At 52.2% G+C, this 23,286-nt stretch carries 18 protein-coding genes; 10 read left to right on the forward strand and 8 right to left on the reverse strand.

Features of this window, described 5'->3' with window-relative positions:
• The first annotated feature begins 98 nt into the window (after positions 1 to 98).
• Together JWG88_RS05555 and JWG88_RS05560 are read left to right on the forward strand one after the other, a co-directional pair.
• Positions 99 to 893, forward strand: coding sequence for an SDR family NAD(P)-dependent oxidoreductase (locus tag JWG88_RS05555; RefSeq protein WP_205232718.1), 795 nt, complete (start codon positions 99 to 101; stop codon positions 891 to 893).
• A gap of 152 nt (positions 894 to 1,045) precedes the next feature.
• On the forward strand, positions 1,046 to 2,332 hold the full coding sequence (locus tag JWG88_RS05560; RefSeq protein WP_205232719.1) for an acetyl-CoA C-acetyltransferase: 1,287 nt from the start codon (positions 1,046 to 1,048) through the stop codon (positions 2,330 to 2,332).
• A gap of 103 nt (positions 2,333 to 2,435) precedes the next feature.
• Here the strand turns inward: JWG88_RS05560 and JWG88_RS05565 are convergent, their stop codons facing one another.
• Entirely contained in the window at positions 2,436 to 4,580 is a 2,145-nt protein-coding gene (locus JWG88_RS05565) for a VTT domain-containing protein (RefSeq protein WP_205232720.1), read from the reverse strand.
• Between the two features lie 96 nt (positions 4,581 to 4,676).
• Between JWG88_RS05565 and JWG88_RS05570 the strand changes: the two genes are divergently transcribed.
• Both JWG88_RS05570 and JWG88_RS05575 read left to right on the forward strand, forming a co-directional pair.
• Positions 4,677 to 4,928, forward strand: coding sequence for a hypothetical protein (locus JWG88_RS05570; protein WP_205232721.1), 252 nt, complete (start codon positions 4,677 to 4,679; stop codon positions 4,926 to 4,928).
• A 209-nt stretch (positions 4,929 to 5,137) separates the two neighbouring features.
• On the forward strand, positions 5,138 to 5,734 hold the full coding sequence (locus tag JWG88_RS05575; RefSeq protein ID WP_205232722.1) for a flavodoxin family protein: 597 nt from the start codon (positions 5,138 to 5,140) through the stop codon (positions 5,732 to 5,734).
• Positions 5,735 to 5,774: 40 nt separating this feature from the next.
• On the opposite strand, the gene JWG88_RS05580 is transcribed toward JWG88_RS05575, so the two are convergent.
• Both JWG88_RS05580 and JWG88_RS05585 read right to left on the reverse strand, forming a co-directional pair.
• Positions 5,775 to 6,989: a mechanosensitive ion channel family protein gene (locus JWG88_RS05580; protein ID WP_205232723.1), complete on the reverse strand. Its 1,215-nt coding sequence runs from the start codon at positions 6,987 to 6,989 to the stop codon at positions 5,775 to 5,777.
• A gap of 78 nt (positions 6,990 to 7,067) precedes the next feature.
• The gene (locus tag JWG88_RS05585; protein ID WP_205232724.1) at positions 7,068 to 7,412 is read right to left on the reverse strand and encodes an MGMT family protein; all 345 of its coding nucleotides are present in this window, start codon (positions 7,410 to 7,412) and stop codon (positions 7,068 to 7,070) included.
• Positions 7,413 to 7,754: 342 nt separating this feature from the next.
• On the opposite strand from JWG88_RS05585, the gene ku reads away from it, so the two are divergent.
• The gene (gene ku / locus JWG88_RS05590) at positions 7,755 to 8,519 is read left to right on the forward strand and encodes a non-homologous end joining protein Ku (RefSeq protein ID WP_205232725.1); all 765 of its coding nucleotides are present in this window, start codon (positions 7,755 to 7,757) and stop codon (positions 8,517 to 8,519) included.
• A gap of 49 nt (positions 8,520 to 8,568) precedes the next feature.
• Entirely contained in the window at positions 8,569 to 11,022 is a 2,454-nt protein-coding gene (gene ligD, locus JWG88_RS05595; RefSeq protein WP_205232726.1) for a DNA ligase D, read from the forward strand.
• A 30-nt stretch (positions 11,023 to 11,052) separates the two neighbouring features.
• On the opposite strand, the gene JWG88_RS05600 is transcribed toward ligD, so the two are convergent.
• Positions 11,053 to 12,414, reverse strand: a complete 1,362-nt coding sequence (locus tag JWG88_RS05600; protein WP_205232727.1) for an APC family permease — start codon at positions 12,412 to 12,414, stop codon at positions 11,053 to 11,055.
• Positions 12,415 to 12,581: 167 nt separating this feature from the next.
• Positions 12,582 to 12,824: a hypothetical protein gene (locus tag JWG88_RS05605; RefSeq protein WP_205232728.1), complete on the reverse strand. Its 243-nt coding sequence runs from the start codon at positions 12,822 to 12,824 to the stop codon at positions 12,582 to 12,584.
• 90 nt (positions 12,825 to 12,914) lie between these two features.
• Here JWG88_RS05605 and JWG88_RS05610 point away from each other — a divergent pair, with 90 nt between their 5' ends.
• Complete coding sequence (locus tag JWG88_RS05610; RefSeq protein WP_205232729.1) at positions 12,915 to 15,746, forward strand: FAD-binding and (Fe-S)-binding domain-containing protein; 2,832 nt, start codon at positions 12,915 to 12,917, stop codon at positions 15,744 to 15,746.
• Between the two features lie 9 nt (positions 15,747 to 15,755).
• Here JWG88_RS05610 and JWG88_RS05615 read toward each other — a convergent pair whose 3' ends face one another.
• Entirely contained in the window at positions 15,756 to 16,421 is a 666-nt protein-coding gene (locus JWG88_RS05615; protein WP_205232730.1) for a nitroreductase, read from the reverse strand.
• 329 nt (positions 16,422 to 16,750) lie between these two features.
• Here JWG88_RS05615 and JWG88_RS05620 point away from each other — a divergent pair, with 329 nt between their 5' ends.
• The 3 genes from JWG88_RS05620 (at position 16,751) to JWG88_RS05630 (ending at position 21,430) form a co-directional block, all read left to right on the forward strand.
• A complete protein-coding gene (locus JWG88_RS05620; RefSeq protein ID WP_205232731.1) occupies positions 16,751 to 18,862 on the forward strand; it encodes an acetate--CoA ligase family protein in 2,112 nt (703 codons plus the stop codon).
• A gap of 31 nt (positions 18,863 to 18,893) precedes the next feature.
• Positions 18,894 to 20,780: a bifunctional acetyl-CoA hydrolase/transferase family protein/GNAT family N-acetyltransferase gene (locus JWG88_RS05625; RefSeq protein ID WP_240194291.1), complete on the forward strand. Its 1,887-nt coding sequence runs from the start codon at positions 18,894 to 18,896 to the stop codon at positions 20,778 to 20,780.
• 134 nt (positions 20,781 to 20,914) lie between these two features.
• A complete protein-coding gene (locus tag JWG88_RS05630; protein WP_205232732.1) occupies positions 20,915 to 21,430 on the forward strand; it encodes a DNA-deoxyinosine glycosylase in 516 nt (171 codons plus the stop codon).
• Positions 21,431 to 21,448: 18 nt separating this feature from the next.
• On the opposite strand, the gene JWG88_RS05635 is transcribed toward JWG88_RS05630, so the two are convergent.
• Positions 21,449 to 21,883 (reverse strand): MaoC family dehydratase, encoded by a 435-nt coding sequence (locus JWG88_RS05635; protein WP_205232733.1) that lies wholly within the window; start codon positions 21,881 to 21,883, stop codon positions 21,449 to 21,451.
• Between the two features lie 86 nt (positions 21,884 to 21,969).
• The gene (locus JWG88_RS05640) at positions 21,970 to 23,286 is read right to left on the reverse strand and encodes a histone deacetylase family protein (protein ID WP_240194292.1); all 1,317 of its coding nucleotides are present in this window, start codon (positions 23,284 to 23,286) and stop codon (positions 21,970 to 21,972) included.

Raw genomic sequence — 23,286 nt, forward strand, 5'->3', positions numbered from 1 at the left:
ACAATGAGACACCTGCTTAGTTGAGATGTGTTTTCTGCTGTATTTCTCTGCAATCATGCATTAATTATACAACTTAAGTTAACTATAAAGGAGATCAGATGCTCAAGATTACGGATTCGGTGGCGGTCATTACCGGAGGCAGCGGGGGAATCGGCAAAGCCCTGGCCGAATACTGGCTCAACAATGGCGGCAAGGTCGTTCTGGCCGATGTTATGGAAGAGGCCCTTGCTGCCGCTGCTGCTGAACTGAGAAAGATCAGCCCCGAGGTTGTTACTTCGCTGTGCAATGTTACTGTAGAAGAAGATTGTACAGAACTGGCGAAACTCGCCATCAGCTCATTCGGAAAAATCAACCTTGTCGCTCCCTTTGCCGGCATCACCAGTGACGGCTTACTGATCAAAACAGACAGGGGAACGGGCAAGGTCACAGGCAAAATGCCGCTTGAGCAGTTCCAGAAAGTAATTGACATCAACCTCACCGGAGTCTTTCTCACGGTACGGGAATGCGTAGAACAGATGATCAATCATGACTGCCGGGGACTTATCTGTCTCGTCTCTTCCACGGGTTCCCTGGGAACGGCAGGCCAGTTAAATTATTCCTCATCAAAGGCGGCCATGTCGGTGATGCCGAAAGTCTTGACCGCCGAATTCTTCAGACGCGGCTTTGCCGATAAAATTCGCTGTATGGCCGTCGCTCCCGGGTATGTGGGCACTCCGATGGTCAAAAATATGGACGAACGCATAATCGGCAAGATTCTCGAGCAGGTTCCCATCAATCGACTGGTAGAGCCCGAGGAGGTCGTTTCCCTGGTCGCCGAGCTGTATCGCAACGAGGCCATGGCCGGAGAAACCGTATTTATTCATGGAGGGCTCAGATTGGGCTCAAAAGGTTGACGAACCAGAGTCCATCCCGACAAATTCGATGACTTTTAACCAGATGATCAAGGTTTAGGTCCATCTTGAAAAACAAGTGGTTGCAACCCTTTTTCTGCTTTTTCCGATGGAACCGAATTATCAAAAATTAATTATTAATACTGGGGTAAATTATGGAAAATGTTGTTATTGTCAGCGGCACCAGAACGGCCATCGGTAGTTATGGTGGAACACTTAAATCAACACCCGTGGTCGATCTGGGCGCGGTAACTCTCAAAGAAACTCTAAAAAAGGCCGGCATCCGTCCTGTCGCCGACGAGGAGTGTATCAAATTTGGTGCAGACGCCATTCGTGATGACGGCACCATCGAACTCGAATCACAATATCATGACTATGACCAGAGCCATCCACCTGTAATGATCGATCAGGTCATCATGGGCAACGTTATCGGTGCAGGCCAGGGGCAAAACGTAACCAGGCAGGCAATGATCATGGCGGGCATTCCCAAGGAGACAAGCGCCACCACAATCAACAAGCTCTGTGCCTCCGGCATGGAATCCGTGGCTCTTGCTTATCAGGCCATTCGTTCCGGCGATGCCGAGGTGGTGCTGGCAGGGGGTATGGAAAACATGTCAATGACACCCTATGCGCTGCCAACAGCGCGCTGGGGCCAGCGCATGGGTAATGGCGAGATGATCGATCTTATGGTCTATGACGGTCTCTTCGAGAAATTCTACGGTTACCACATGGGAATTACAGCGGAAAATATCGCCTCCAGATACGGAATCAGCCGTGAGGAGCAGGACGAGTTGGGTGCGCTCAGCCATCAGCGCGCTATGTCGGCAATCTCCACAGGACTGTTCAAGGATGAAATTGCTGCAGTTGCCGTTCCCCAGAGGAAAGGGGATCCACTAGTCTTTGATACCGATGAGCGTCCCATGGACACCACCGCTGAGAAAATGAGCAGGCTGCGGCCGGCATTTACCAAAGACGGCACCGTAACCGCCGGCAATGCCTCGGGAATCAACGATGCAGCGGCATCGCTGCTGATCATGTCCGAGAGCAGGGCAAAAGCGCTTGGCCTTACTCCCATCGTGAAGATCAAGGCTCATGCCAGCGCCGGACTGGATCCCGCCTATATGGGCCTTGGTCCTATTCCCGCGGTTCGCAAGATCCTCGCTAAACATAGCCTGTCAACTTCCGATTTCGACAGAATTGAGCTCAATGAAGCCTTTGCCGCCCAGGCCATCGCCTGTGTCAGGGAACTCGGCCTGAACCGGGACCGCACCAACGTTCTCGGCAGCGGTATCTCGCTGGGCCACCCCATCGGCTGTTCCGGTGCCCGCATCCTGGTCACCCTGATGCACCAGATGCGCCGCAACGATCTGCGTCTTGGCCTCGCTTCGCTGTGTATCGGCGGCGGTCAGGGTATGGCCATGGTCCTTGAGCGGATTGAATAGACAGTCTTTCTTGAAAAGAGGTGAATGACCGCAAGGACATTTGCCTCTTTCTGTGTATTCCATCTGATAAAACTCATTGAAGTTGCCGCGATGGCCCAGTCCATCATTTTGAACTATCTTCATTATCAGCTTTTTCCTCGGAACGGCCGCGCCGCAGCCAGCGTCGGAGCCAGACCATACCGGCGGCAAAAACGACGACTGCCGCAAACAGGACGCCGAGATGGCCGAGATCGGGATGCCGCAGAGTTTCGGAAATCTGGTCGGCGACAATTGTAATTGCGATGGTACCGGGCAACATGCCGACAATGGTACCCAGCAGGTAATCCTGCAGGCGGATGCTGGAGATACCCGCTATCATATTGATAACCGAAAATGGTGCTACCGGAATAATCCGGAAGGTAATGACGGCCATTAGCCCTGATTCGGAAAGCTTGTTATTCAGCCGGTTAAGTATGCTGCCGGCAAACCTGCTCACGGTTTCGCGGCCGAGACGGCGGCCGAGAAAGAACATGGCCAGAGCACTGAGTTCGGCTCCGGACAAGGCATAGAACATCCCCCACCAAGGGCCGAAAATGATGACCGTGGCTATTATCAGCAGGGTTACCGGAAATGAAACCAGCCCGCAGAGAACATAAGTGCCAAGCACCAGTATCGGAGAAAAAGGCTGCTGCTTCAGCCAGCCTGCAGCAGAAAGCACCCTGTCTATTTCCAGCCAGTCGCTCAGAGAGGTCCAGCGCCATGCCGCTGCCAGACTTAGCACAACAGCGATGAGCGCAATTACCTTCAGAACTTGCCGATAAGCGGGTAACTGCTGATCGGGGCTGATGAAATAGTCAAGGAGCTCTTTGGGCTCTATCGGCTTTTCCGGATCGAGCAGCTCTGATTGCGGCACCAGATTGTCTAATTCAGGAGAAATGCTGCCATCCATCGGCTCAAGGCTCCGCTCACCGCCTCGCAAAGCTTCAACAGCCTTGATCAATGATTCATTCTCATCCATTGCCTGGACAATATCATCATCTGCAACTCCCAGATGTTCGGCCAATAAACGATTCCGAAAAGAAGCTATCGCCTGCGCTTCCGGGGATCCAGGTTCTGCTGTAATGGCGAGGTCACATTCAGAATCGAAGCCAAGGGAGCGGTTGCTGAGATTCGAGGATCCAACCCTGACGAAGTTATCGTCGATTACCATGATCTTGGCATGCACCATCAAATCGACCTCGGGATTGACTGCAAGCCTGGGATAGTAAATTTTCAACCGTTTACAGGATCCAACCTTATGCAACCTGCCAAGAATTCGTCCGCGCAGGACATCCATGGTGTGCTGTTCGAGCCAGCCCCCGGTCTTTTTGGGCATGACAATGACAATCTCAGGTCCGTCTTTATCCTTGAGGCGCGACTCGAGAGCCTTGCCGATGTTAAATGAGCTCAGGTACTGATTTTCGATATAGATGAACTTTTGTGCTGCGGCAATACTGTCAAGATATAGTCGTTCAACCTCGCGCACCTCGTCGTAGTGCCGGTATTGCGGCAGCGTTCGGGCAAGAGCCACCTGAACTTTCTCAAAATCCGGTTTCACACTGCCGGGCCAGGGAGCATCAATCTCTTTCGTCCCGTCGATCAACGGTGCCTCACCGGACGCCCTCTTCCAGCGGGTTTTCGACAACTCGCCCAAGGCTCTTGCGGCCGGTCCGTCCACAATCATCTGTACATCGTGAAATGGAGGATAGGAGATGCCGTCCGGATCCCTTCTCAATTCATTGTCGGGAAGGTGCTCGGAAGTATCCCAGCGCCACTTGCTGAGATCGAATCCCCCAACGAAAGCGACAGCATCGTCAACGACCACGATTTTCTGATGCTGCGATGCTCCGACGGGATGGGCACTGTCGAGACAGAAATGGATACGTTTATGACTAATCCATTTCAGCCTGTAGCGCGGAAAAAACTCGCGCTCCATGGCATAAATCATCGAGAAATCCCAGCCCAGAAGGTAAATTTGCAAGCCATCGGTCTTTCTGGCCAAATAGTTGAGAAATTTACCGAGCCTGGATGGATATCCTCCGCTCTTCTCTCCTCTTAGCAGGCACAGGCCGCTGTGCAGATCCCAGCCGGTTATCATGATGGAGCGGCGCGCCTGGCGCATTGATTGATGCAGTGCCTTGAAATAGTCCTCACCGTCTATGAGGAAGGCAGCTCGGTGCGCCGTTTCCAGTCTCCAGCAGTTTTCAGATTTCCTGAAGATATCCTTCATTCACCTTCACCTCTGCTTCAGCCATAATATTTAACAGAATGGCTCCGCTCTAACCCCAGTTGAGCCGAATAAGAACCTTAGAGCCACAGCGGAGCAATGTTTGAGCTTCCCTCAGACAACACTCCCTGCCGCATCGACAGCTTTTTCCCTGGTGTCGGATTGTTTCAAGTTAATCCATATGAACCTGCTTTTCCAGCATTATCAGTTGATCAAATCGTGTTTCATAATGCCATTACAACCGCAGTGAAACAACCGGATAATACTATTTCAGCTTACAGGGAAGAGAACTGGGAAATGGTGTTTTATTATGACACAATAGATGCGAATGATTTACACTTGAAGAAGTGAATCTTCTCCAACTTTAAGACAGGGGTCCTCCAGGTAAGCTTGAAAAAAAGATGCAATTTGACTAAATTACGTGTACCAACACGGATGCGTCAGAAACAACCCGATCCCGGGCTGCTGGTTTTGGCAGAACCGACATCCCGCCATCTGAGAGCTTCATAGCCAATTTTTATGAGATTATCAAGATAGGATGTAGTCAAGGAGAACGTTCAATGAAGATACTAGGTATTTCAGCAAGCCCCAGAAGAGATAAATCCAGCCATTTTCTGCTGCAACAGTGTCTGGACGAAATCGAGAAGAGTTCCGTTGTTCTCGATGCACCCATCAAAACGGAAATAATCGACTTGTCCGGCCTGAGGATATCCGGCTGCGTTGCCTGCGGAAAATGCAACAAAGGCGTACTCTGCAGCCAAGATGACGACTTTCAGCAGATATTACCGAAACTCGCTGACCCGCTTCTCAGAGGGATAGTGATCTCAACACCTGTGTATATGGGAAGTATGACCTCCCAGGCAAAGGCCTTCCTCGACAGAACAGTGCTCTTCAGACGCAATGGTTTTCTGCTCAAGAATGTACTGGGAAGCGTTCTTGCCGTGGGAGGTTCACGCAACGGCGGACAGGAACTGACCATCCAGGGTGTCCATGCAGCAATGATGATTCACGACATGATTATCATTGGCGATGGCGATCATTTTGGCGGAATCGGCTGGAGCAATCACCCGGAAGGGTATGAGCATGATGAGGTGGGCATTAAAACTGCCCATAAGACCGGCAAGCGCATGGCCGAAGTGGCGGCGTTGCTGAAATAAATCTCACCCCCGCCACTTTCAGGGTTGCCCGATCGGCCTACTATTCGTTTTTCAATTCCCGGGCGCCTTCCTCCGGCTTTCTCAAGGTCAGATACTCGGGCAGCCCTTTGATATAGAGATCCTGCTTGGCATAGGGGATCTCGATATTCATCTCTGTAAATTTCTTATAAATCGCTTCATTGAGTTTGTCCATGGCCTGACCGCGCAGTTCCGGATTGTCCACCCAGGCAAGCAGCTCAAAGTCGAGACTTGAGGCACCAAAGGTACGAAAACGTACCCTCGCCTCGGGAGATTTACAGACCAACCGCTCCTTTTGCGCAATTTCCATGAGGATTGAGCGGACCAGATCGATATCGGAACCATAGGCTACGCCGATTTTCAAGCGTAGCCTAAGTTTGGTATGGCGTCCACCCGACTGGTTGATGATGGTGGAGTTGCCGATGATCGAGTTCGGAATGGTGATTTCGACATCATCTCTTGTGAGAATGCGCGTACTGCGCAGGCCGATATTCATAACCTTTCCTCTGTCGCCGCGGTCAAGGACGATATAATCGCCCACTTTGTATGGTGCATCAGCGAGGATAAAGACCCCCGAAAAAAGGTTGGACAGGGTATCCTTGGCCGCAAAACCAATGGCAATACCGGCAATTCCCGCCGATGCCAGCCAGGCGGTCATGTCTATCTTCCAGATCACGAATGCCGCATAAATACCGACTCCGAAAATAAAAATCTTGGCGGCATTATCGAACAGGGTCAGGGTCCTGTGCTGAATGAAGGTATATTTATAGGAGAGATCCGCCAATCTCTGGAGGACCAGGGATGCCAGCCGGGCAAAGAAATAGATCCAAATGACCACACCGATCGTGCGTATGAACCTCCCCAAAAGAACATCTATTTTTTCTGAAAGCGGCATAAGTTCGATGCCGGCATATATTCCTGTTGCTAACAGGGTAAAATAGACGGGAGGGCGGAGCAGCAGGATAATCTTGTCATCAATATCGAAACTGGTCAAGCGGCAGATTCTGCGCAGCAGCTTGAACAATATCCAGGTCAGGAAGGAAGCGACAGTGAATGTTATGAGAACTACTGCCGCTCCCTTAACCCATGGGTTGGTGGAAAAAATGGTTATCAGCGGATCAAGCAGGGTTGCCACCTGATTTTCCAGCTCTTTGGGCGTGGATGCCGCTGCAGCACAGTGGACTCCCCCGAGAAAAATGAGTACGAACATGAGCCAAGTCTTTTGCAATGCTATCATTTCCTATCCTTTTTATAACCTGATTACCCCTAACCCTCAGTTCTAGGTCGGGCCAGAAGATGCTGGTTTCAGGAATAATCAGATTTTATAATATGAGCTTCCGGATATCTCAAGTTTCGGCCACCACAGAAATCGTTCAAAATCAATTCTGTCACCTTCCTCAAATTCAACATTCTCATCCCTGAGCAGTTCCTTCTGGAGTTCATACCCCGATTCCTTCGGCAGAGAAATTTTTCCATCCCTGTTGACCACGCGGTGCCAGGGAAGATCATATTTGCGTGAACTTGAATGAAGTATCCTGGCCACCTGCCGGGCCCCTCTGCTGTTGCCGGCATGCGCGGCGATAATACCGTATGTGGACACTTTGCCTGACGGAATGGCAGCTATGATATCGATGGCCTTTTTTGTGAAGGGAGACTGCACGCTTTTCCTTGTTGCTCTAAGGTGTAGATTATTAATTCTTATGCCGTTTTTCCAGGGACAAGGCACTGATATTTCCTCAACCTGATTACCAATTTTCTACTCTGGTTGCACCAGGGGAGCAAGATCTTTTCACCCGGCTAAATAATAATTATACCATTTTCATATTAATACATGTCCCGTTCATTGTATCTTCTCTCTTCGTTACATTCAGCGCCGGAACCAGTAATGAGAGTTTAATTGTTTTTCAGCGATCCGACATTATCGTTTCTGTAAAAGAAATTCTTGCCTGGATAAAAAAATGGATAAGCCTGTCCTTATAAATCTCAAATTATAGAGCAGAGTATGCCAAGAGCAATCTGGAAAGGTGGAATCAGTTTCGGGCTGGTATATATTCCGGTAAAACTTTACAGCGGAGCTTCGCGGCACGATGTCGATCTGAAAATGCTGCGCAAGGGCGACCAGTGTCCCATCAAATACACCCGTGTCTGTCAGGAAGACGGCAAGGAAGTGTCCTGGAACGATATCATCAAGGGCCATAGGATTGATGATTACTATGTAACCCTGACGGACGAGGATTTTAAAAGGGCCAGTCTGGGCAAAAGCGACAGCATCGATATTCAGGAGTTTGTCAAAACTGAGGAAATCAACCCGCGTTATTTTGAAAAACCATATCTGCTGGAACCGGAGAAAGGAGCGGGAAAGACCTACAACCTGCTGCGAAAGGCAATCCGCGAATCGAAAATGGCCGGCCTGGCGAAGTTCGTCATGCGCAATCGTGAACATCTCGCCCTGCTCATGGCAGACGAAAAAGTGCTGTATCTCATCCAGATGCGCTTTCATGACGAACTGCGTCCGCCTGACGATCTGAAAATTCCCGACGCCGCACCTTCCAGGGAAGAACAGGATATGGCCATAAGGATCATAGAAAGCATGAGCACGTCCTTCCAGCCTGAAAAATTCAAGGATTCCTATCAGCAGAACATCAGGGAAATTATCAAAGCCAAAAGTGAAAACCGGGAGATCAGTACCGAGCAGGTCGAGGCCCAGGAATCCGCGGTACAGGACTTGATGGAACAACTGAAAAAGAGCCTGGAGAAGGCCGGCTGATCGGCCCTGCGACACTTCCGTCTAATCGGTGCAAGGTTCGAACGGGAAAATGGAGAAACTACACGACTACACTCAGAAAAGAAACTTTGCCGAAACTCCCGAACCGCACGGGACAGCCCTGGAGCCGCTGGAAAAGAATCGTTATGTCATTCAGAAGCATATGGCACGGCGGCAGCATTTCGATCTGCGCCTGCAGGTTGGGGATGTGCTGGTAAGCTGGGCCGTTCCCAAACAACCGGTAAGCGACCCCGCAATAAAGCGCCTGGCCATCAAGGTCGAAGATCATCCCCTGGACTACATCCACTTCGAAGGCACCATTCCAAAAGGCAACTACGGCGCCGGTACGGTAATGGTCTGGGATCTCGGCTATTACTATATCAATGATGGCCGGGAGTTCCCAACTATTGAAGCGATGCAGCATAAACTGCAAAAGGGAGCGCTGAAGCTGTATCTGCAGGGAGCCAAGCTCAGGGGATTTTTTAATCTGGTCGAGCAGAAAAGCAGTAAAAACAATGAATGGTTTTTTATGAAAGCCGGATCTGCCGCCGGGGAAAATGATTTTGACAGAAGCGCCCTGACCGGACGCAGCATGGAAGAAATCGCCGGTTCGGACATGCAGTGGGACAATAAAAAAGCCCGCCCGCAGAAAAATAGGGCAGGCAGCGAACATTCTGCCTCGGCAGCCAAGACTGATTTTCCGGGATACATTCAGCCGATGCTGGCAACTCTCACCAAGGTCCCTTTTTCAAAGAAGAACTGGTTCTACGAATTAAAACTCGACGGCTACAGGATGATCGGCTCCAAAAAGGGTGATGAAGTCAGGCTCCTCTCCCGCAATCGAAATCAATATACCCACATCTATCCGGTCATTGCAGATGAACTATTCTCCCTGAATGCCGATTTTATCATCGACGGTGAAGTGTGTTACATCGACAGCCGGCAGAGAGCAAATTTCCAGAAACTGCAGAATTACGACCATGAGCAGGACCATCTTCATTATTATGTCTTTGATATCCTTTGGCTCAACGGCCATGATCTGCAGATGGTGCCCCTGCGTGAACGGAAAAAAATACTTAGGCTCCTTCTCGCCGATCCTCCCGCCCATATTCACTACCTTGACCATGTCGAAGAGAATGGAGAAGCCTTTTTTGCAGAGATCCAGGATAAGCAGCTCGAAGGCATCATCGCCAAACGTGCCGATGGATCCTATGCCTCGGGAAGCCGTTCAAAGGACTGGCTCAAGATCAAAACCGGTTTTCGGCAGGAGATGATTATCTGCGGTTTCATTCCCTCCGAAAAAGAGAGCAGGGCCTTCAGTTCCCTGGTATGCGGAGTCTATGACGGCGGCTCTCTGGTGTATACCGGCCGGGTCGGCACCGGCTTCAGCGAACGGGTGCAGCAGGATATCAGTGTGGAGCTGCATGCACTGGAAACGGAAAGAATAGGAATTGAAAATGCGCCCTCAACCGGAAAAACACGTTGGGTTCAGCCTCGACTGATTGCAGAAATAGAATTCGCCGGCTGGACCAACGAGGGGATAATGCGTCATGCCAGCTTTCTTGGGCTGCGAACCGACAAGAAACCGGAGGAAATTCAATTTGAACAAGCGTTTGAACCCGTTCAGTCTACCTCGAAAGTAAAACTGACCAACCTTTCAAAAATATTCTGGCCCGAGGAAGGCTATACCAAAGAGGACGTCATCGCCTACTATCGTGATATGGCGCAGGTGATCCTGCCGTATCTGAAAGATCGTCCGCAGTCGCTTTACCGGACGCCCAACGGCATTCTGGAAAAAGGCTTCTTCCAGAAAAACGTCAGGGAAATAGTACCCGACTGGGCTGATACCATTGAACTGACAAGCAGCAAAGGTAAGAAGGTTGAATACCTGCTCTGCCAGGACGTGGATACGCTGCTCTATATGGCCAACCTGGGATGCATCGAAATCAACCCGTGGAGTTCATCACTGCCGCAGCTGGATAACCCCGATTTCATGATTTTCGATCTCGACCCGGTTGAGGTTGAAATGAGCAAGGTTGTCGTACTGGCACTGGAGTTCAAAAAGCTATTCGACCAGCTCGGTCTGCCTGCCTACTGTAAGACATCGGGCTCCAGGGGGCTTCACCTCTATGTGCCTGTACGGCAGGAGTATTCCTACGCCCAGGTCCAGGATTTCGTCAAGCTCATCGAGACCCATATACATCGCCAAAACAAAGAGCTGACCAGCCTGGCGCGCTCCCCGGCAGCCCGCCGGGGCAGGATTTACCTCGATTACCTGCAGAATGCCAGGGGCAAGACAATGGCCTCTGTATACAGCATCCGGCCTCGCCCTGGAGCACCGGTTTCGGCTCCGATCGACTGGGAAGAGCTCAACGGCAATTTCGATCCCGGCAGATTCACTTTGCGCACCATGCGCCGGCGTCTGGACAGCAAAGGAGATGTCTGGGACTCGTTATTCAATCACCGGGTCGATTTGCAGAAGATCCTGGCAAAACTTGAGGAATAAGCCAGTCTCCCTGTTTATGAGAGTTCTCTCCTACAAACGGCTTTTCTTCCTGCCGCCGCCAGGGGCCTGCGGGTCTGAAGATTGCCGCATGAGCACATAGCCAATGGAAGCGATGGCAAGAGTAATGACAAAAAAATGCGCGAACATATCCTTCTGAATGGCTCCCCAGATGATGTAGAGCGAGCCGCATCCGGCAAAAAACGGGGCGCCGAAGCGGGCGAAGGGTCCCAGGTCGGTAAAGCTTCTTATCACCCAGATATAGATGGCGATGTAAATCACATAGAGAAAGGCGATGGGAAGCTCGGAAATATCCATGAAACTGCCCCACCATCCGGCAAAGTTGCCGTACCAGACCATCAGCCAGAAGGAAGACAGCAGGAAGCCGAGGATGCCCGAATTGAGTGTGCTGTTGGTGCGGATGTTGACGGCTCTGAAAAATTCGGGCCGAGGCCCAAGTCCTCGTATAGCGATAGCGAACATGCCCCTGACCGAGCCCATTATCAGACCATTGAGGGTGCCAAGACAGGAAATTACCACGAAGACCGTCAAAAGCGTTCCCCCTATTCTGCCGAATATCAGCGATATGACCTGTACTGGAGCATTATCTCCGGCAGCAATGACCTGCTCGTTGGAAAGCACTCCCGAGATCCCGAGATAGTAGAGCATATAGACGGCGGCCACGATCATGGTTCCTGTCACCAGTGCTTTTGGCAGGGTCTTTTTGGCATTTTTGATCTCGGCATTGATGGAAGTGGCAATAATCCAGCCTTCGTAGGCGAAGGCGGTTGCCAGGGTAGCCACCGCCAGTCCGCCGCCCTCTGAAATGCCCTCGGCGCTGCGGACGAAGCTGTCCATGGTCTGCCCGCTGAGAATGCCGGAGATTCCACCGATAACCGCTACCAACCCCAGGGGCACCAGCTTGATGAGGGTTGTCGAAACCTGCCACATTCCGGCCAGTATCGGCGAAAGAAGGTTGAGCAGAAAAAAGAATATCAGGTAAAGGGACGCCAACAGCCAGACTCCCTTTTCAAGCCCCAGCAGACCTATGCTGTAATTGGCGGAAACCCAGGCAAGCACGGCCACCAAAGTGGGATAGTAGATGAAGGTCATAAACCAGGCGACCAGGTAACCGCCTTTCTCGCCGTAGGCCTCTTCAAAATAATCGACGACCCCGTTGATCTTTTCAATTCGCGCCCCGATATTGGCAAAGACGTAGGCGGTGACTATCATGATCGACCCGCCGATCGCCCAGGCCAGAAGGGCAGTGGGAAGGCTGCCGCCCGAAGCCCTGAGAACATCATCCGCCTTGAAAAAGACGCCTGATCCTATAACAATACCGACAACCATGGCGGTCGCCGTCCAAAAACCATATTTTCGCTGCAGATGATCCATTTTACCACCGGATTTGCCTTTCTAAGGTTTTGCTGATACCAAAATATTTTCCAGATTACAGAAAAAGCCTTTTATTTTTATTCCACCAAATAGTCAAGGAGATATTTTACTGGTCCAGCCGATCTGAACCGTCTTGTTGCCCCGACCTAAGGCTTGGCCAGTGTAAATTAGTATTTGCCGGCGTCATTTCCCTGTTTCCTCCTGGAGAGGGCAAAGCTTTCGATTAAGGGATTAAAGCATCTATCGCAAAGATTTTCCTGATTACTCCTGATCCTCTGTTCAAGGTCGGGACTGCTCTTTTCACGGGTCGCTGCAGCCGGACGGCTGCAGCGTAGCCCCCCCTGGACGGGATTATGGCCTCCCGAGACAAAGAGCAGTCTCAGCCTGTACCAGAAAATGCTGAGTTTCAAGGGGTAATGAGAATGATTTTCAGAAAACTGCCTGATATGATATAGTGGCAGATAGTGATACCCATTATTAAATACATGCCTAAGAGTATTATGCAGCCAAAAAAATATAATGATTTCCGGAGAGCTATTGCTCGCAAGATCCCAGAAAAGAATATTATCACAGATCCGCTCAAGAGAGTCGCCATCGGAGTCGACGCCAGCTTTTACCGTCTTGTTCCCCAAATTATCGTTGACGTTGAAAATGAGAAGCAGGTCCGGATCATTCTGCAGGAAGCCCGCAGGCGTAGTCTGCCCGTGACTTTCAGGGCTGCCGGTACAAGCCTCTCGGGTCAGTCGATCACCGACAGTATTCTCGTGCGTTTGGGCAGGGGCTGGGATCGCTGCCGAATATACGACGAGGCCCGCCTCATCCAGGTTCAGCCTGGTCTCGTTGGCGGTCTTGCCAATCGTCAACTTGCGGTATTCGACCGCAAGATCGGCCCGGACCCGGCGTCCATCGACAGCGCCAAAATCGGTGGAATTCTTGCCAACAATGCAAGTGGCATGTGCTGTGGCGTCGAGCAGAACAGCTACCAGACCCTGGAAAGCATTCGTCTGATCCTCGTGGACGGCACCGTGATCGACACCGGAGACAACAAGAGTGTCGATGATTTCAGAAAAAGCCATACATCCCTGCTTCACGACCTGGCGCGCATCAGGCAGCGGGTTCTGGAAAACAGTGAACTCGCAGGTCGTATCAGACATAAATTCAAAATCAAGAATACGACGGGTTACAGCCTGAACGCCCTCATTGATTTTGAAGACCCCATAGACATCATGGCGCACCTGATGATCGGTTCCGAAGGAACACTGGCCTTTATCGCCGATGCGGTCTACCGTACAGTCATCGAGCATCGGCACAAGGCGAGCGCGTTGATCCTCTTCACCAACATGGAGGAGGCCTGTCGCGCCATCCGGCTCCTGCGCCGGCAGTCGGTGGCGGCGGCCGAACTGATGGATCGTGCCAGCCTGGCCTCGGTCGAGGACAAACCCGGCATGCCGGAATTTTTGAAAACGCTCGATAAGTCGGTGACCGCTCTACTGGTCGAGACCCGGGCAGGTGATCCACAAAAACTTGCCGGACAGATCGAGCAGATCACCTCCTGCCTGGCAGACTTCAAAACCGTCATGCCTATCTCTTTTACCTCTGCGGCTGAGGAATACCAGAACTTGTGGAAGATCAGAAAGGGCTTATTCCCGGCAGTTGGCGCGGTCCGCAAAACCGGGACAACCGTGATCATAGAAGACGTCGCTTTTCCAATAGAAAAATTGGCCCGGGCAGCCTTGGAACTGCAAACACTGTTCGCCAAATACCACTACAATGAAGCCATTATTTTCGGTCACGCTTTCGAGGGCAACCTGCATTTCGTTTTCACCCAGGATTTTTCGATAGAAACAGAGGTGATCCGTTACCGTGATTTCATGGCCGAAGTTGTGGAAATGGTCGTTACCACCTACGACGGCTCATTGAAGGCGGAACACGGCACCGGCCGGAATATGGCTCCTTTTGTCGAAAAAGAATGGGGCACTGCGGCCTTCGAGCTGATGAAAGAGATCAAGGAGCTTTTCGATCCGGACACTCTGCTCAACCCCGGTGTTATCATCAACGAGGATGCCGAGATCCATATCAGGAATCTCAAGTCGTTGCCCGCAACCCACGAAGTCGCCGACAAGTGCATCGAATGCGGTTTCTGCGAGCCGGTCTGCCCATCACGAGATTTGAGCTTCACCCCCAGACAGCGCATCGCCGGTCGGCGGGAGCTCAGCAGAAGACTGGCGGCGGAAGGAAAAAGCAGAGAACTCAAACGTTTTTCGCGCCGTTATCAATATCCCGGCCTGGATACCTGCGCGGCGGATGGTCTGTGCGCCACCCGCTGCCCGGTAGGCATCGATACCGGAAAAATGGTCAAAGCCCTGCGCGAGGAAGCTCACGGCTGGCCGGCGCAATCAATTGCAGGTGCTGTCGGATCCCATTTTGGTATAGTGGCGAAGACGATCAGCCACACCCTCGATGTCGTTGATATCGCGCATAATTATACCGGCACCGCGTTCATGGAACAGGCCTCGGTACTTGCCAGGAAGGCCACTTTCAACCGTCTGCCTCTGTGGAACAGGGAAATGCCTTCCGGCGTCGCAAAAATTGAAACAAAGCCGGTTGATTGTACCAATCCGCTCCAGGTCGTCTATTTTCCGAGCTGTGCCAGCCGGGCAATGAGCGGTCCTTCGCGAGCGGAAACCGGGCTCGACGATCTGCCGAAAAAGACGGCATCCCTTCTGAAAAAAGCCGGCTACGAAATCATCTATCCGGAAAATCTTGATAATCTCTGCTGTGGGCAGGCCTTCGAAAGCAAGGGTTTCCTCACAGAGGCTGACCGGAAATCCCGAGAACTTTCGGACCGACTACTCTATGTGTCCAGGAATGGCGCCCTTCCGATCCTCTGCGACACCAGCCCCTGCCTGCAGCGTATGCAAGCCACGTTGGATGAACGCCTCGAACTGTATGAACCGATTGAGTTCGTCCTGCGCTTTTTGATGGACCGACTCTCATTTTCACGCAAAGACATCAGGATTGCCATCCATCCCACCTGCAGCACCAGGAAAATGGGGCTCGAAACCAGGCTCCTTGAACTCGCCCACGCCTGCGCCACCGAGGTCGTCTGGCCGGAGGACATCTACTGCTGCGGCTTCGCCGGCGACCGGGGGTTTAATGTCCCCGAGCTTAACGAATCCGCCCTGCACGGCCTGGATGAGCATGTCTGCACCTGTGACGCGGGCTACTCGACCAGCAAAACCTGCGAGATCGGCCTGGCGCTGCACAGCGGCATTCCATACCGCTCGATCCTGTATCTCGTGGATGAGGTCACCGGACCCAAGTGGGAATAGAGTCCGGCACTAATCAAAATACCAGGTAAAACTGTCCACCTCTTCCCGGGGAGTGCGGTAGCTGTTTACCAGGGCATCTTTTTCCTCATAGCCCAGTGCCATGCCGCAGAGCAGAATAGTATCCCGCGGGTAGCCGAGAATTTCCTTCACCAGGGTCGCATAGCCGCTGAGGGCCGCCTGGGGGCAGGTGGCCAGCCCTTCATCCAGTGCTGCCAGCATGACCGATTGAATGAACATGCCGCAATCCATATACGAGCCGATGGCAAGAGAAGGATCGAGAAAAAAGAAGAGCATCGCCGGGGCGTCGAAGCCGCGATAATTGGCCTCCCACTGCCTGACTCTCCCCTGGCGGTCCTGTCGCTCGATACCCAGAGTTTCGTAGAGCTGCATGCCGCAGGCAATGCGGCGTGCCTTAAAAGGCTGCTGCCATTTTACCGGATAATAGTCATAATCGCGGTCCTCCGGCTCTCCGGCGCGAAAGGCCGACAGCAGTGCATCGATGATTCTGTCCCTGGTTTCTCCCATAACCACGGCCACCTGCCAGGGCTGTGCGTTTGCCCCCGACGGGGAATAACGTGCCGTCTCGAGAATAGCATTGACACTCTCCCTGCTCACCTCTTTGTTTTGGTAGGCCCGAATAGATTTGCGCTGCCTGATTGCTTCGGAAATATTCATACGCTCCTTTGATTGGATGGTTAAACTGCTTCACCATTTCTCCTGGAATCACTGCTGCTCTGCTTATAAATTTATCATAAATTTCTTCTCCTTTACAGTATAGTCTGTTCACAAGCGAATACCGGGAGCTCTCCTCCACCAATCAATTTGGATTGAAGAGTATCTGGCTGCAGATAATCTGCCCTAAAGATGAACACATAAAAGCATTCGTGATACTGCAGAAAGTACGGATCGTTCAAAAGCAATTGATTTCAGCCCGCCAAAAGTTATAATAGCACGATGAGATCCATCACCATTTCAATTAACCTTCTTTTTTTGTTGACAATTCCATGCTGGAAAGTCTTTTTTTACCGCAAAGCGTCGCCATTATAGGGGCATCAAGGACTCCGGGAAAGGTTGGCCACGATATTCTTGCCAACCTGGTCAAAGGAGGATTCAAAGGCACAATTCTGCCCGTCAATCCGGCCGGAGGAACAATGTTCGATCTGCCGGTCTTGCGCAGCCTCAGGGAGTTTGACGGCGAGATAGAACAGGTCATTGTGGTGGTGCCTAAAGACCGTGTGCTCGAGGCAGTCAAGGATGCCATGGCCAAAAAAGCCGGAGCGGTCGTGCTCATTTCCTCGGGATTCAAGGAAACCGGCAAGGCCGGGCGGCGGCTTGAAGAGGAAGTCGCCAAAATCTGCAAAAGCCACGGCGCCCGGCTGCTTGGCCCCAACTGCCTGGGCCTGCTCAACACCCAGAACAATTTAAACGCCTCCTTCGCCGGCAGTATGCCTGCTCGCGGCAAGATCGCCATCTTCTCTCAATCGGGCGCACTCTGTACCTCCATGCTTGACCTGGCTGAAGGCCGCCGTCTCGGAATCTCCAAGCTGATCAGTATCGGCAACAAAGCGGATATCAACGAAAACGATCTGCTCTCCTATCTCGCCGATGACAAGCAGACAACGGTTGTCACCGGATATCTGGAAAATATCATATCAGGCGATACCTTCATTAAAACCGCCGAAGAAGCCTGTATGAAAAAGCCGGTGGTGCTGCTCAAATCAGGGACCACTGCAGCAGGACAAAAGGCTGCCGCCAGCCACACCGGAGTTCTGGCCGGCACCGACACCGCCTACGGTGCGGCCTTCAAGCGCTCCGGGGTGATCCGGGCCGATACTTTTGAAGCCCTTTTTGATTACGCCACGGCCCTTTCCATGCAGCCTCTGCCCAAGGGAAACAGGGTGTTGATCATCACCAACGCCGGGGGGCCGGGAACCATGGCTGCCGATGCCGTTGAACACTGCGGCATGAGGGTTGCCGATCTCGCTTCCAATACCGCAACGGCATTGCGCGACAAGCTCCCCGAGGGCGTCAGCATCGGCAATCCGGTCGATGTCCTTGGCGATGCACCGCCGGAGCGTTACCGGGAGGTCCTGCGCACCGCCCAGAATGACGACAGCGTTGACGCCATTATCATCATCCTCACTCCCCAGGTGATGTCCAACCCCAAGGAAACGGCCCGGGCCATCGCCATGGAAATCGACGGCAGCAAACCGGTTCTCGCCTCCTTTATGGGGGGCAAGGACGTCATGCCCGGCAGACTCGAGCTGACCGCGGCCGGGCTGCCCGATTACGAGTCCCCCGAGCGAGCCGTCGGCGCCCTCAAAGTAATGCACGAATATGAAACCTGGCTGCACCGGCCGCCGCGAATGGTTACCCGTTTTCGGGTCAACAGAAGGCGGGTGGAGCGCATCATTACCCGCAGCCGGCGCTTCAATATTCTGCAGCTCAATGAGGTGAAGTCCAAAAAAATCCTGCAGTCTTACGGTTTCAACGTACCCGACGGCAGGCTGGTAACCGATGCCGAAGAAGCGGTTGAACAGGCGCGCCGCACCGGCTTTCCGGTAGCCATGAAGATTGTCTCACCGGATATCGTTCACAAAAGCGATATGGGCGGGGTTAAGCTGAACCTTACCACCGCACAGCAGGTCAGGGACGGATTTGACCTGATGATGATTCGTATTCTGCAGCAGGTTCCCAGTGCCATCATCGAAGGTATCTATGTCGAAAAGATGGTGGATCCCGGACTGGAGGTAATTATCGGCGTCAGCAGAGACCCGCAGTTCGGTCCCATGCTGATGTTCGGTCTCGGCGGCATTTTTGTCGAGGTGATGAAGGATGTCACCTTTCACCTGGCCCCCATCACTCAGGATGAAGCCATTCATATGCTCAAATCCACCAGGTCCTATAACATTCTCAAGGGCAAGCGGGGCCAGAAAGGCGTCGATATCGTCGGCATCGCCAACGGCCTCCAGCGTATAAGCCAGTTGACCACCGACTTCCCCCAGATCATCGAACTCGACATCAATCCTTTTATCGTCGGAGAAACGGGAACCGATCCGGTGGTCGCAGACGGCAGGATGACCCTTTTATCGGCCGATAAAAGGATTATTATCTGAAAAAATCACGAGCATTGACGGGAAATAATAAATGGCGATGGATTACGATACTAACTGGCAGGACCGCTACAGGGAAATGGTGAGTTCGGCCAAAAAGGCGCTGAAGCAGGTGCGTTCCGGCAACAGGGTTTTCATCGGGACCGGCTGCGGTGAGCCCACCGAACTGGTCAAGGCGCTGACGGCCAGGTCATCTGAACTGGCCGATGTCGAAATTGTTCAGCTCTTTACCAAGGGCGATGCTCTCTATGCCCAGAAGAGTCATGCGCAGAGCTTCACTGTCAACTCCTTTTTTATCGGGCAGAACGTCCGGGCCATGATCCAGGAGGGGCTGGGCAGCTACACCCCGATCCTTCTCTCGAATATTCCGCAACTTTTCTATTCCGGCCAGCTCCCTCTCGATGTCGTTCTGATCCAGGTCACTCCACCTAATGTCAACGGCAAGGTCAGTCTCGGCATTTCCGTGGACATCGTCAAAAGCGCGGTGGAAAACGGCTCGCTCATCATCGCCCAGGTCAACCCGCAGATGGTATGGACCATGGGCGACAGTATGGTCGATGTGTATGACCTTGATATCCTGGTGCCGGCTAATGTACCGCTTATTGAAAGAGAAGAAGAGGAGCTGGGGGAGATCAGCCACGCCATCGGCAAAAACGTCGCTACTCTGATTCCGGACAATGCCACCATCCAGTTCGGTCTGGGCCGTACTCCCGGTTTTGGCCGTATCCCCCACGCGGCTATTCCCTACCTTTTGGAAAAGAAAAATCTCGGCATTCATTGCGAGATGATCACCGACGCCATAATAGAGCTGATTGAAGCCGGCGTTGCCAACGGCAGCAGAAAAAGTACAGACAGGGGCAGGATCGTCACCAGCTTCTGCATGGGAACAAAAAGGCTCTACAATTATGTCGACAACAATCCTCTGTTCTGCTTTCGACCGACGGAATATGTCAACGACTTCCATGTCATCAGCGAACAATCGAAGATGGTGGCCATCAACGTCGGTCAGGAGATCGATCTTACCGGACAGGTCTGCACGGACGCTGTGGACGGCAAGTTCTACTCGGGGATAGGCGGTCTGGTAGATTTCAATCGCGGGGCGGCACGCTCGAGAAACGGCAAGACCATTATCGTCATCCCCTCCGCCAGTCTCGATGCCAAGCGATCCAGGATAGTCGTACGCCTCAGCCCGGGCGCCGGTGTCTCTATTACCCGCGGCACCATTCATTATGTGGTTACCGAGTACGGCATTGCCTACCTGCATGGCAAGTCGGTACAGGAACGCGTTATGGCGCTAATCTCCATCGCTCATCCGAATTTTCGCGAACAGCTCTTCAAGGCGGCGGTTGCTGCTCATTATATCCGTCCGGAAATGGCGGATGTCACCACCGGATTCATGGTCCCACGGGATGACTTAATGCGCTCCACCATGCTGCTCAAGGATGGTACCCAGGTCTATTTCCGTTCGGTTCAGCCTACCGATGAACCACGGATGAAAGATCTTCTCTACGATCTCTCCAGGGAAACCGTGTATTACCGTTTTATGAGCCAGCAGAACAGATTTACCCATAAGCAGATCCAGGATTTCGTCTATATCGATCACCGCAAGGATGTGGCTATCGTCGGAACGGTGCCGGAGGCCCATGGAGATGATGTCATCTGTGTTGGCAGATACTACCTCGATGAGGAAACCAACAGGGCGGAAGTTGCCTTTATCATTCGTGATGACTGGCAGAATAAAGGTCTTGGGACCTATTTGTACAGACATATGGCCGAGATTGCAAAACGTAACGGTATCGCCGGCTTCACGGCGGAGGTGCTGCGCAGCAATAACCGCATGCAGACCATTTTTATCCATGCCGGACACAAGGTTTCCCACACCCTTGAGAAGAACGCCTACAGCTTTATTATCGACTTCTAGGCACGAAGACTTTCGGGAAGAAAAGAAACAACGGAGACCAGGATAAAACGTAAGGGTGGAACTTGTTGAGATTCTCCCTAAGTAAGTTAAGACTTGAAAGTTGGCTCTGAAACTTGCCGCCCATAGGCGACGACTTGAATTTTTGCCCCGACAAAATGATGCTTCATGGTTTTCCACCCATATCGGGCCCTGCCTGTCATACCCTTATCCTGGGTTCCATGCCAGGCCGGGATTCACTTGATGCCAGCCAATACTATGCCCATAATCGAAACGCCTTCTGGCCCATCATGGGAGAGATCTATGGCGCTACACCGTCGCTCTCCTATGACCAAAGGAGGCAAACCCTGGTGGACAACGGGATCAGCGTCTGGGATGTAATTAAGAGTTGCCGGAGAGAAACGAGTCTTGATTCAGCCATTGAGGAGGAATCGATCGCGGTCAATGATTTCGAGAATTTTCTGGCAGATCACCCTCTGTTGACCCGGATTTTTTTCAATGGCGCCAAAGCGGAACAGAGCTTCAAGCGCTATGTCGGTCATCTTCTCTGCACCCACGGGCTCAGCTACCTGCGGCTGCCCTCGACCAGTCCCGCCAATGCCCGCATGAATTTCCAGCAAAAGCTCCTGGCATGGAGTTCGGCACTGAAGTGAATTCCGGAAATTGCTATCCTATTCTCTTTTTTTCCTGGGCAGAAGAATGGAGGCTATGCCCTCGCAAACCACAACCCCTCTTTGATTGATGCAGGTGGTTTTGAGTCTGGCTGATTTTCTTTTCGGTCCGATTTCGAGTATTTCAGCCGTGGCGGTAATGGTGTCTCCAATACGGATCGGCGCGGTGAATTTCAGGGACTGCTCCTGATATATTGCTCCGGGACCCGGCAGCTTCATAGCCATGACCGCACTGATAAAGCCTGCCGCCAGCATGCCATGGGCGATTCTGCCGCCAAAGGCGGTGCGGGCGGCATATTCCTCATCTATATGAACCGGGTTCATGTCACCGGTGATGCCGGCATATTGATAGACATCCGATTCACTTACGGTTTTTGAAAGGCTGGCCGAATCACCAACCTTCAGCTTTGATATATCAAGGTATTGGTAGAGCATGATGTTGATAGTCTTTATGTATGAGTCTGTTGCTTTCTCAGCGTTGCGGACCTGATTTTACTATCCAGCTCAGCGGGGTTAGGCCCCTATCTCCTTTCGAAGATATCCTCCACCCTGTCCTGCAGAACAGTCAAGGTATCGCTTTCCCGGGGAGCGCGGACAAAGCCGTCCCTTGCCTTGATGCTGCACTTCCTGCAGCAGCTGAAAGGTATACAGAACCCGTGGAGATGCTGGTGCAGACCTTCGGCGACGACCTCGGAATAGCCCGGACAGTCGGGACAGAGGTTGTATACCCTGGTTTCCCCCACCTGAAAGCCGGTGGTATCGTAAAAAATACGCTTGCGTGCAACGACGGTCTGCTGTCCTTCATATTGCTTCTTCAGCTTATGCCGATTATGAAACACCTCAACTGCCTGATTGCAGATGGTCTCGATATAGCTGTTCATATCCCGCGACTGGATAAAGCGTGCCGGATCATATCCCGGTTCCCGGACATGGGAGGTATCCATGCCGGCCATGGCCAGTATAATTCCCAGATTCGTATAGGGCAGAGCTCCCTCGATGGCATATCCCCCCTCCAGCACACAGATATCGGGATTTAGGTTTTTATTCAACCGGGCATATCCCTGCGCGGTGAAATTCATATTGGTTATCGGGTCGGAATAGTGGTTGTCCTGACCTGCGGAGTTGATTACCAGCTCCGGTTTAAATTCATCCAGGATAGGCAACACCACACGCTCCATGACCATATCGAAGCCCTCCTCCGAGGTTTGCTGAGGGAGTGGAATATTGATGTTGTAGCCCGGCGCCGAAGGTCCGCCCGATTCATGGACAAATCCGCTGCCCGGGAAAATAGTACGGCCGTCCTGGTGCATGGAAATAAAAAGGGTGTCCGGATCATTGTAGAAAATATCCTGTGTACCGTCGCCATGATGACAATCGGTATCGATGATGGCGATTTTGCCGATGCCGTAATGGCGGCGGATATATTCGACCATGATCGCCTCTACATTGACGATACAGAATCCCCTGTCCCCGAAAACCGTTTGCATGGCATGGTGCCCAGGCGGTCTGACAATGGCGAAGGAGCGTTCCACTTCCTTGTCCATTACCGCCCGTGCTGCCCGGATGGCCCCACCCGTGGAAATAAAATGAGAAGCGGTCATCAATCTGGCCGCGGAAGGAACACAAAGATGCACCCTGTCAATATCCTGCTCCAGAGCCATTTCAGGATTGTAGAAGTAAATGTTTTCGACATCTTCCAATCCTTCTTCAATCAGCTGGTCCTTGGTATACAGCAGCCTTTCCTCGCGCTCGGGATGTGAGGGGCTTATACACCAGTCAAAGGCCGGAAAGAGAACGAGTCCGGTTTTTCGTGCCGCTGTCGGCATATATTTTATCAT

The sequence above is a fragment of the Desulfopila inferna genome (assembly GCF_016919005.1).
Classification (GTDB): domain Bacteria; phylum Desulfobacterota; class Desulfobulbia; order Desulfobulbales; family Desulfocapsaceae; genus Desulfopila_A; species Desulfopila_A inferna.

Coding starts and splice junctions, on each gene's coding strand:
- JWG88_RS05600 (WP_205232727.1), bottom strand. CDS start 12,414: ATGGATCATCTGCAGCGAAAATATGGTTTTTGGACGGCGACCGCCATG.
- JWG88_RS05575 (WP_205232722.1), top strand. CDS start 5,138: ATGAAGATACTAGGTATTTCAGCAAGCCCCAGAAGAGATAAATCCAGC.
- JWG88_RS05560 (WP_205232719.1), top strand. CDS start 1,046: ATGGAAAATGTTGTTATTGTCAGCGGCACCAGAACGGCCATCGGTAGT.
- JWG88_RS05615 (WP_205232730.1), bottom strand. CDS start 16,421: ATGAATATTTCCGAAGCAATCAGGCAGCGCAAATCTATTCGGGCCTAC.
- JWG88_RS05565 (WP_205232720.1), bottom strand. CDS start 4,580: ATGAAGGATATCTTCAGGAAATCTGAAAACTGCTGGAGACTGGAAACG.
- JWG88_RS05570 (WP_205232721.1), top strand. CDS start 4,677: ATGTTTGAGCTTCCCTCAGACAACACTCCCTGCCGCATCGACAGCTTT.
- ku (WP_205232725.1), top strand. CDS start 7,755: ATGCCAAGAGCAATCTGGAAAGGTGGAATCAGTTTCGGGCTGGTATAT.
- JWG88_RS05555 (WP_205232718.1), top strand. CDS start 99: ATGCTCAAGATTACGGATTCGGTGGCGGTCATTACCGGAGGCAGCGGG.
- JWG88_RS05610 (WP_205232729.1), top strand. CDS start 12,915: ATGCAGCCAAAAAAATATAATGATTTCCGGAGAGCTATTGCTCGCAAG.
- JWG88_RS05640 (WP_240194292.1), bottom strand. CDS start 23,286: ATGATAAAATATATGCCGACAGCGGCACGAAAAACCGGACTCGTTCTC.
- ligD (WP_205232726.1), top strand. CDS start 8,569: ATGGAGAAACTACACGACTACACTCAGAAAAGAAACTTTGCCGAAACT.
- JWG88_RS05625 (WP_240194291.1), top strand. CDS start 18,894: ATGGCGATGGATTACGATACTAACTGGCAGGACCGCTACAGGGAAATG.
- JWG88_RS05635 (WP_205232733.1), bottom strand. CDS start 21,883: ATGCTCTACCAATACCTTGATATATCAAAGCTGAAGGTTGGTGATTCG.
- JWG88_RS05580 (WP_205232723.1), bottom strand. CDS start 6,989: ATGATAGCATTGCAAAAGACTTGGCTCATGTTCGTACTCATTTTTCTC.
- JWG88_RS05620 (WP_205232731.1), top strand. CDS start 16,751: ATGCTGGAAAGTCTTTTTTTACCGCAAAGCGTCGCCATTATAGGGGCA.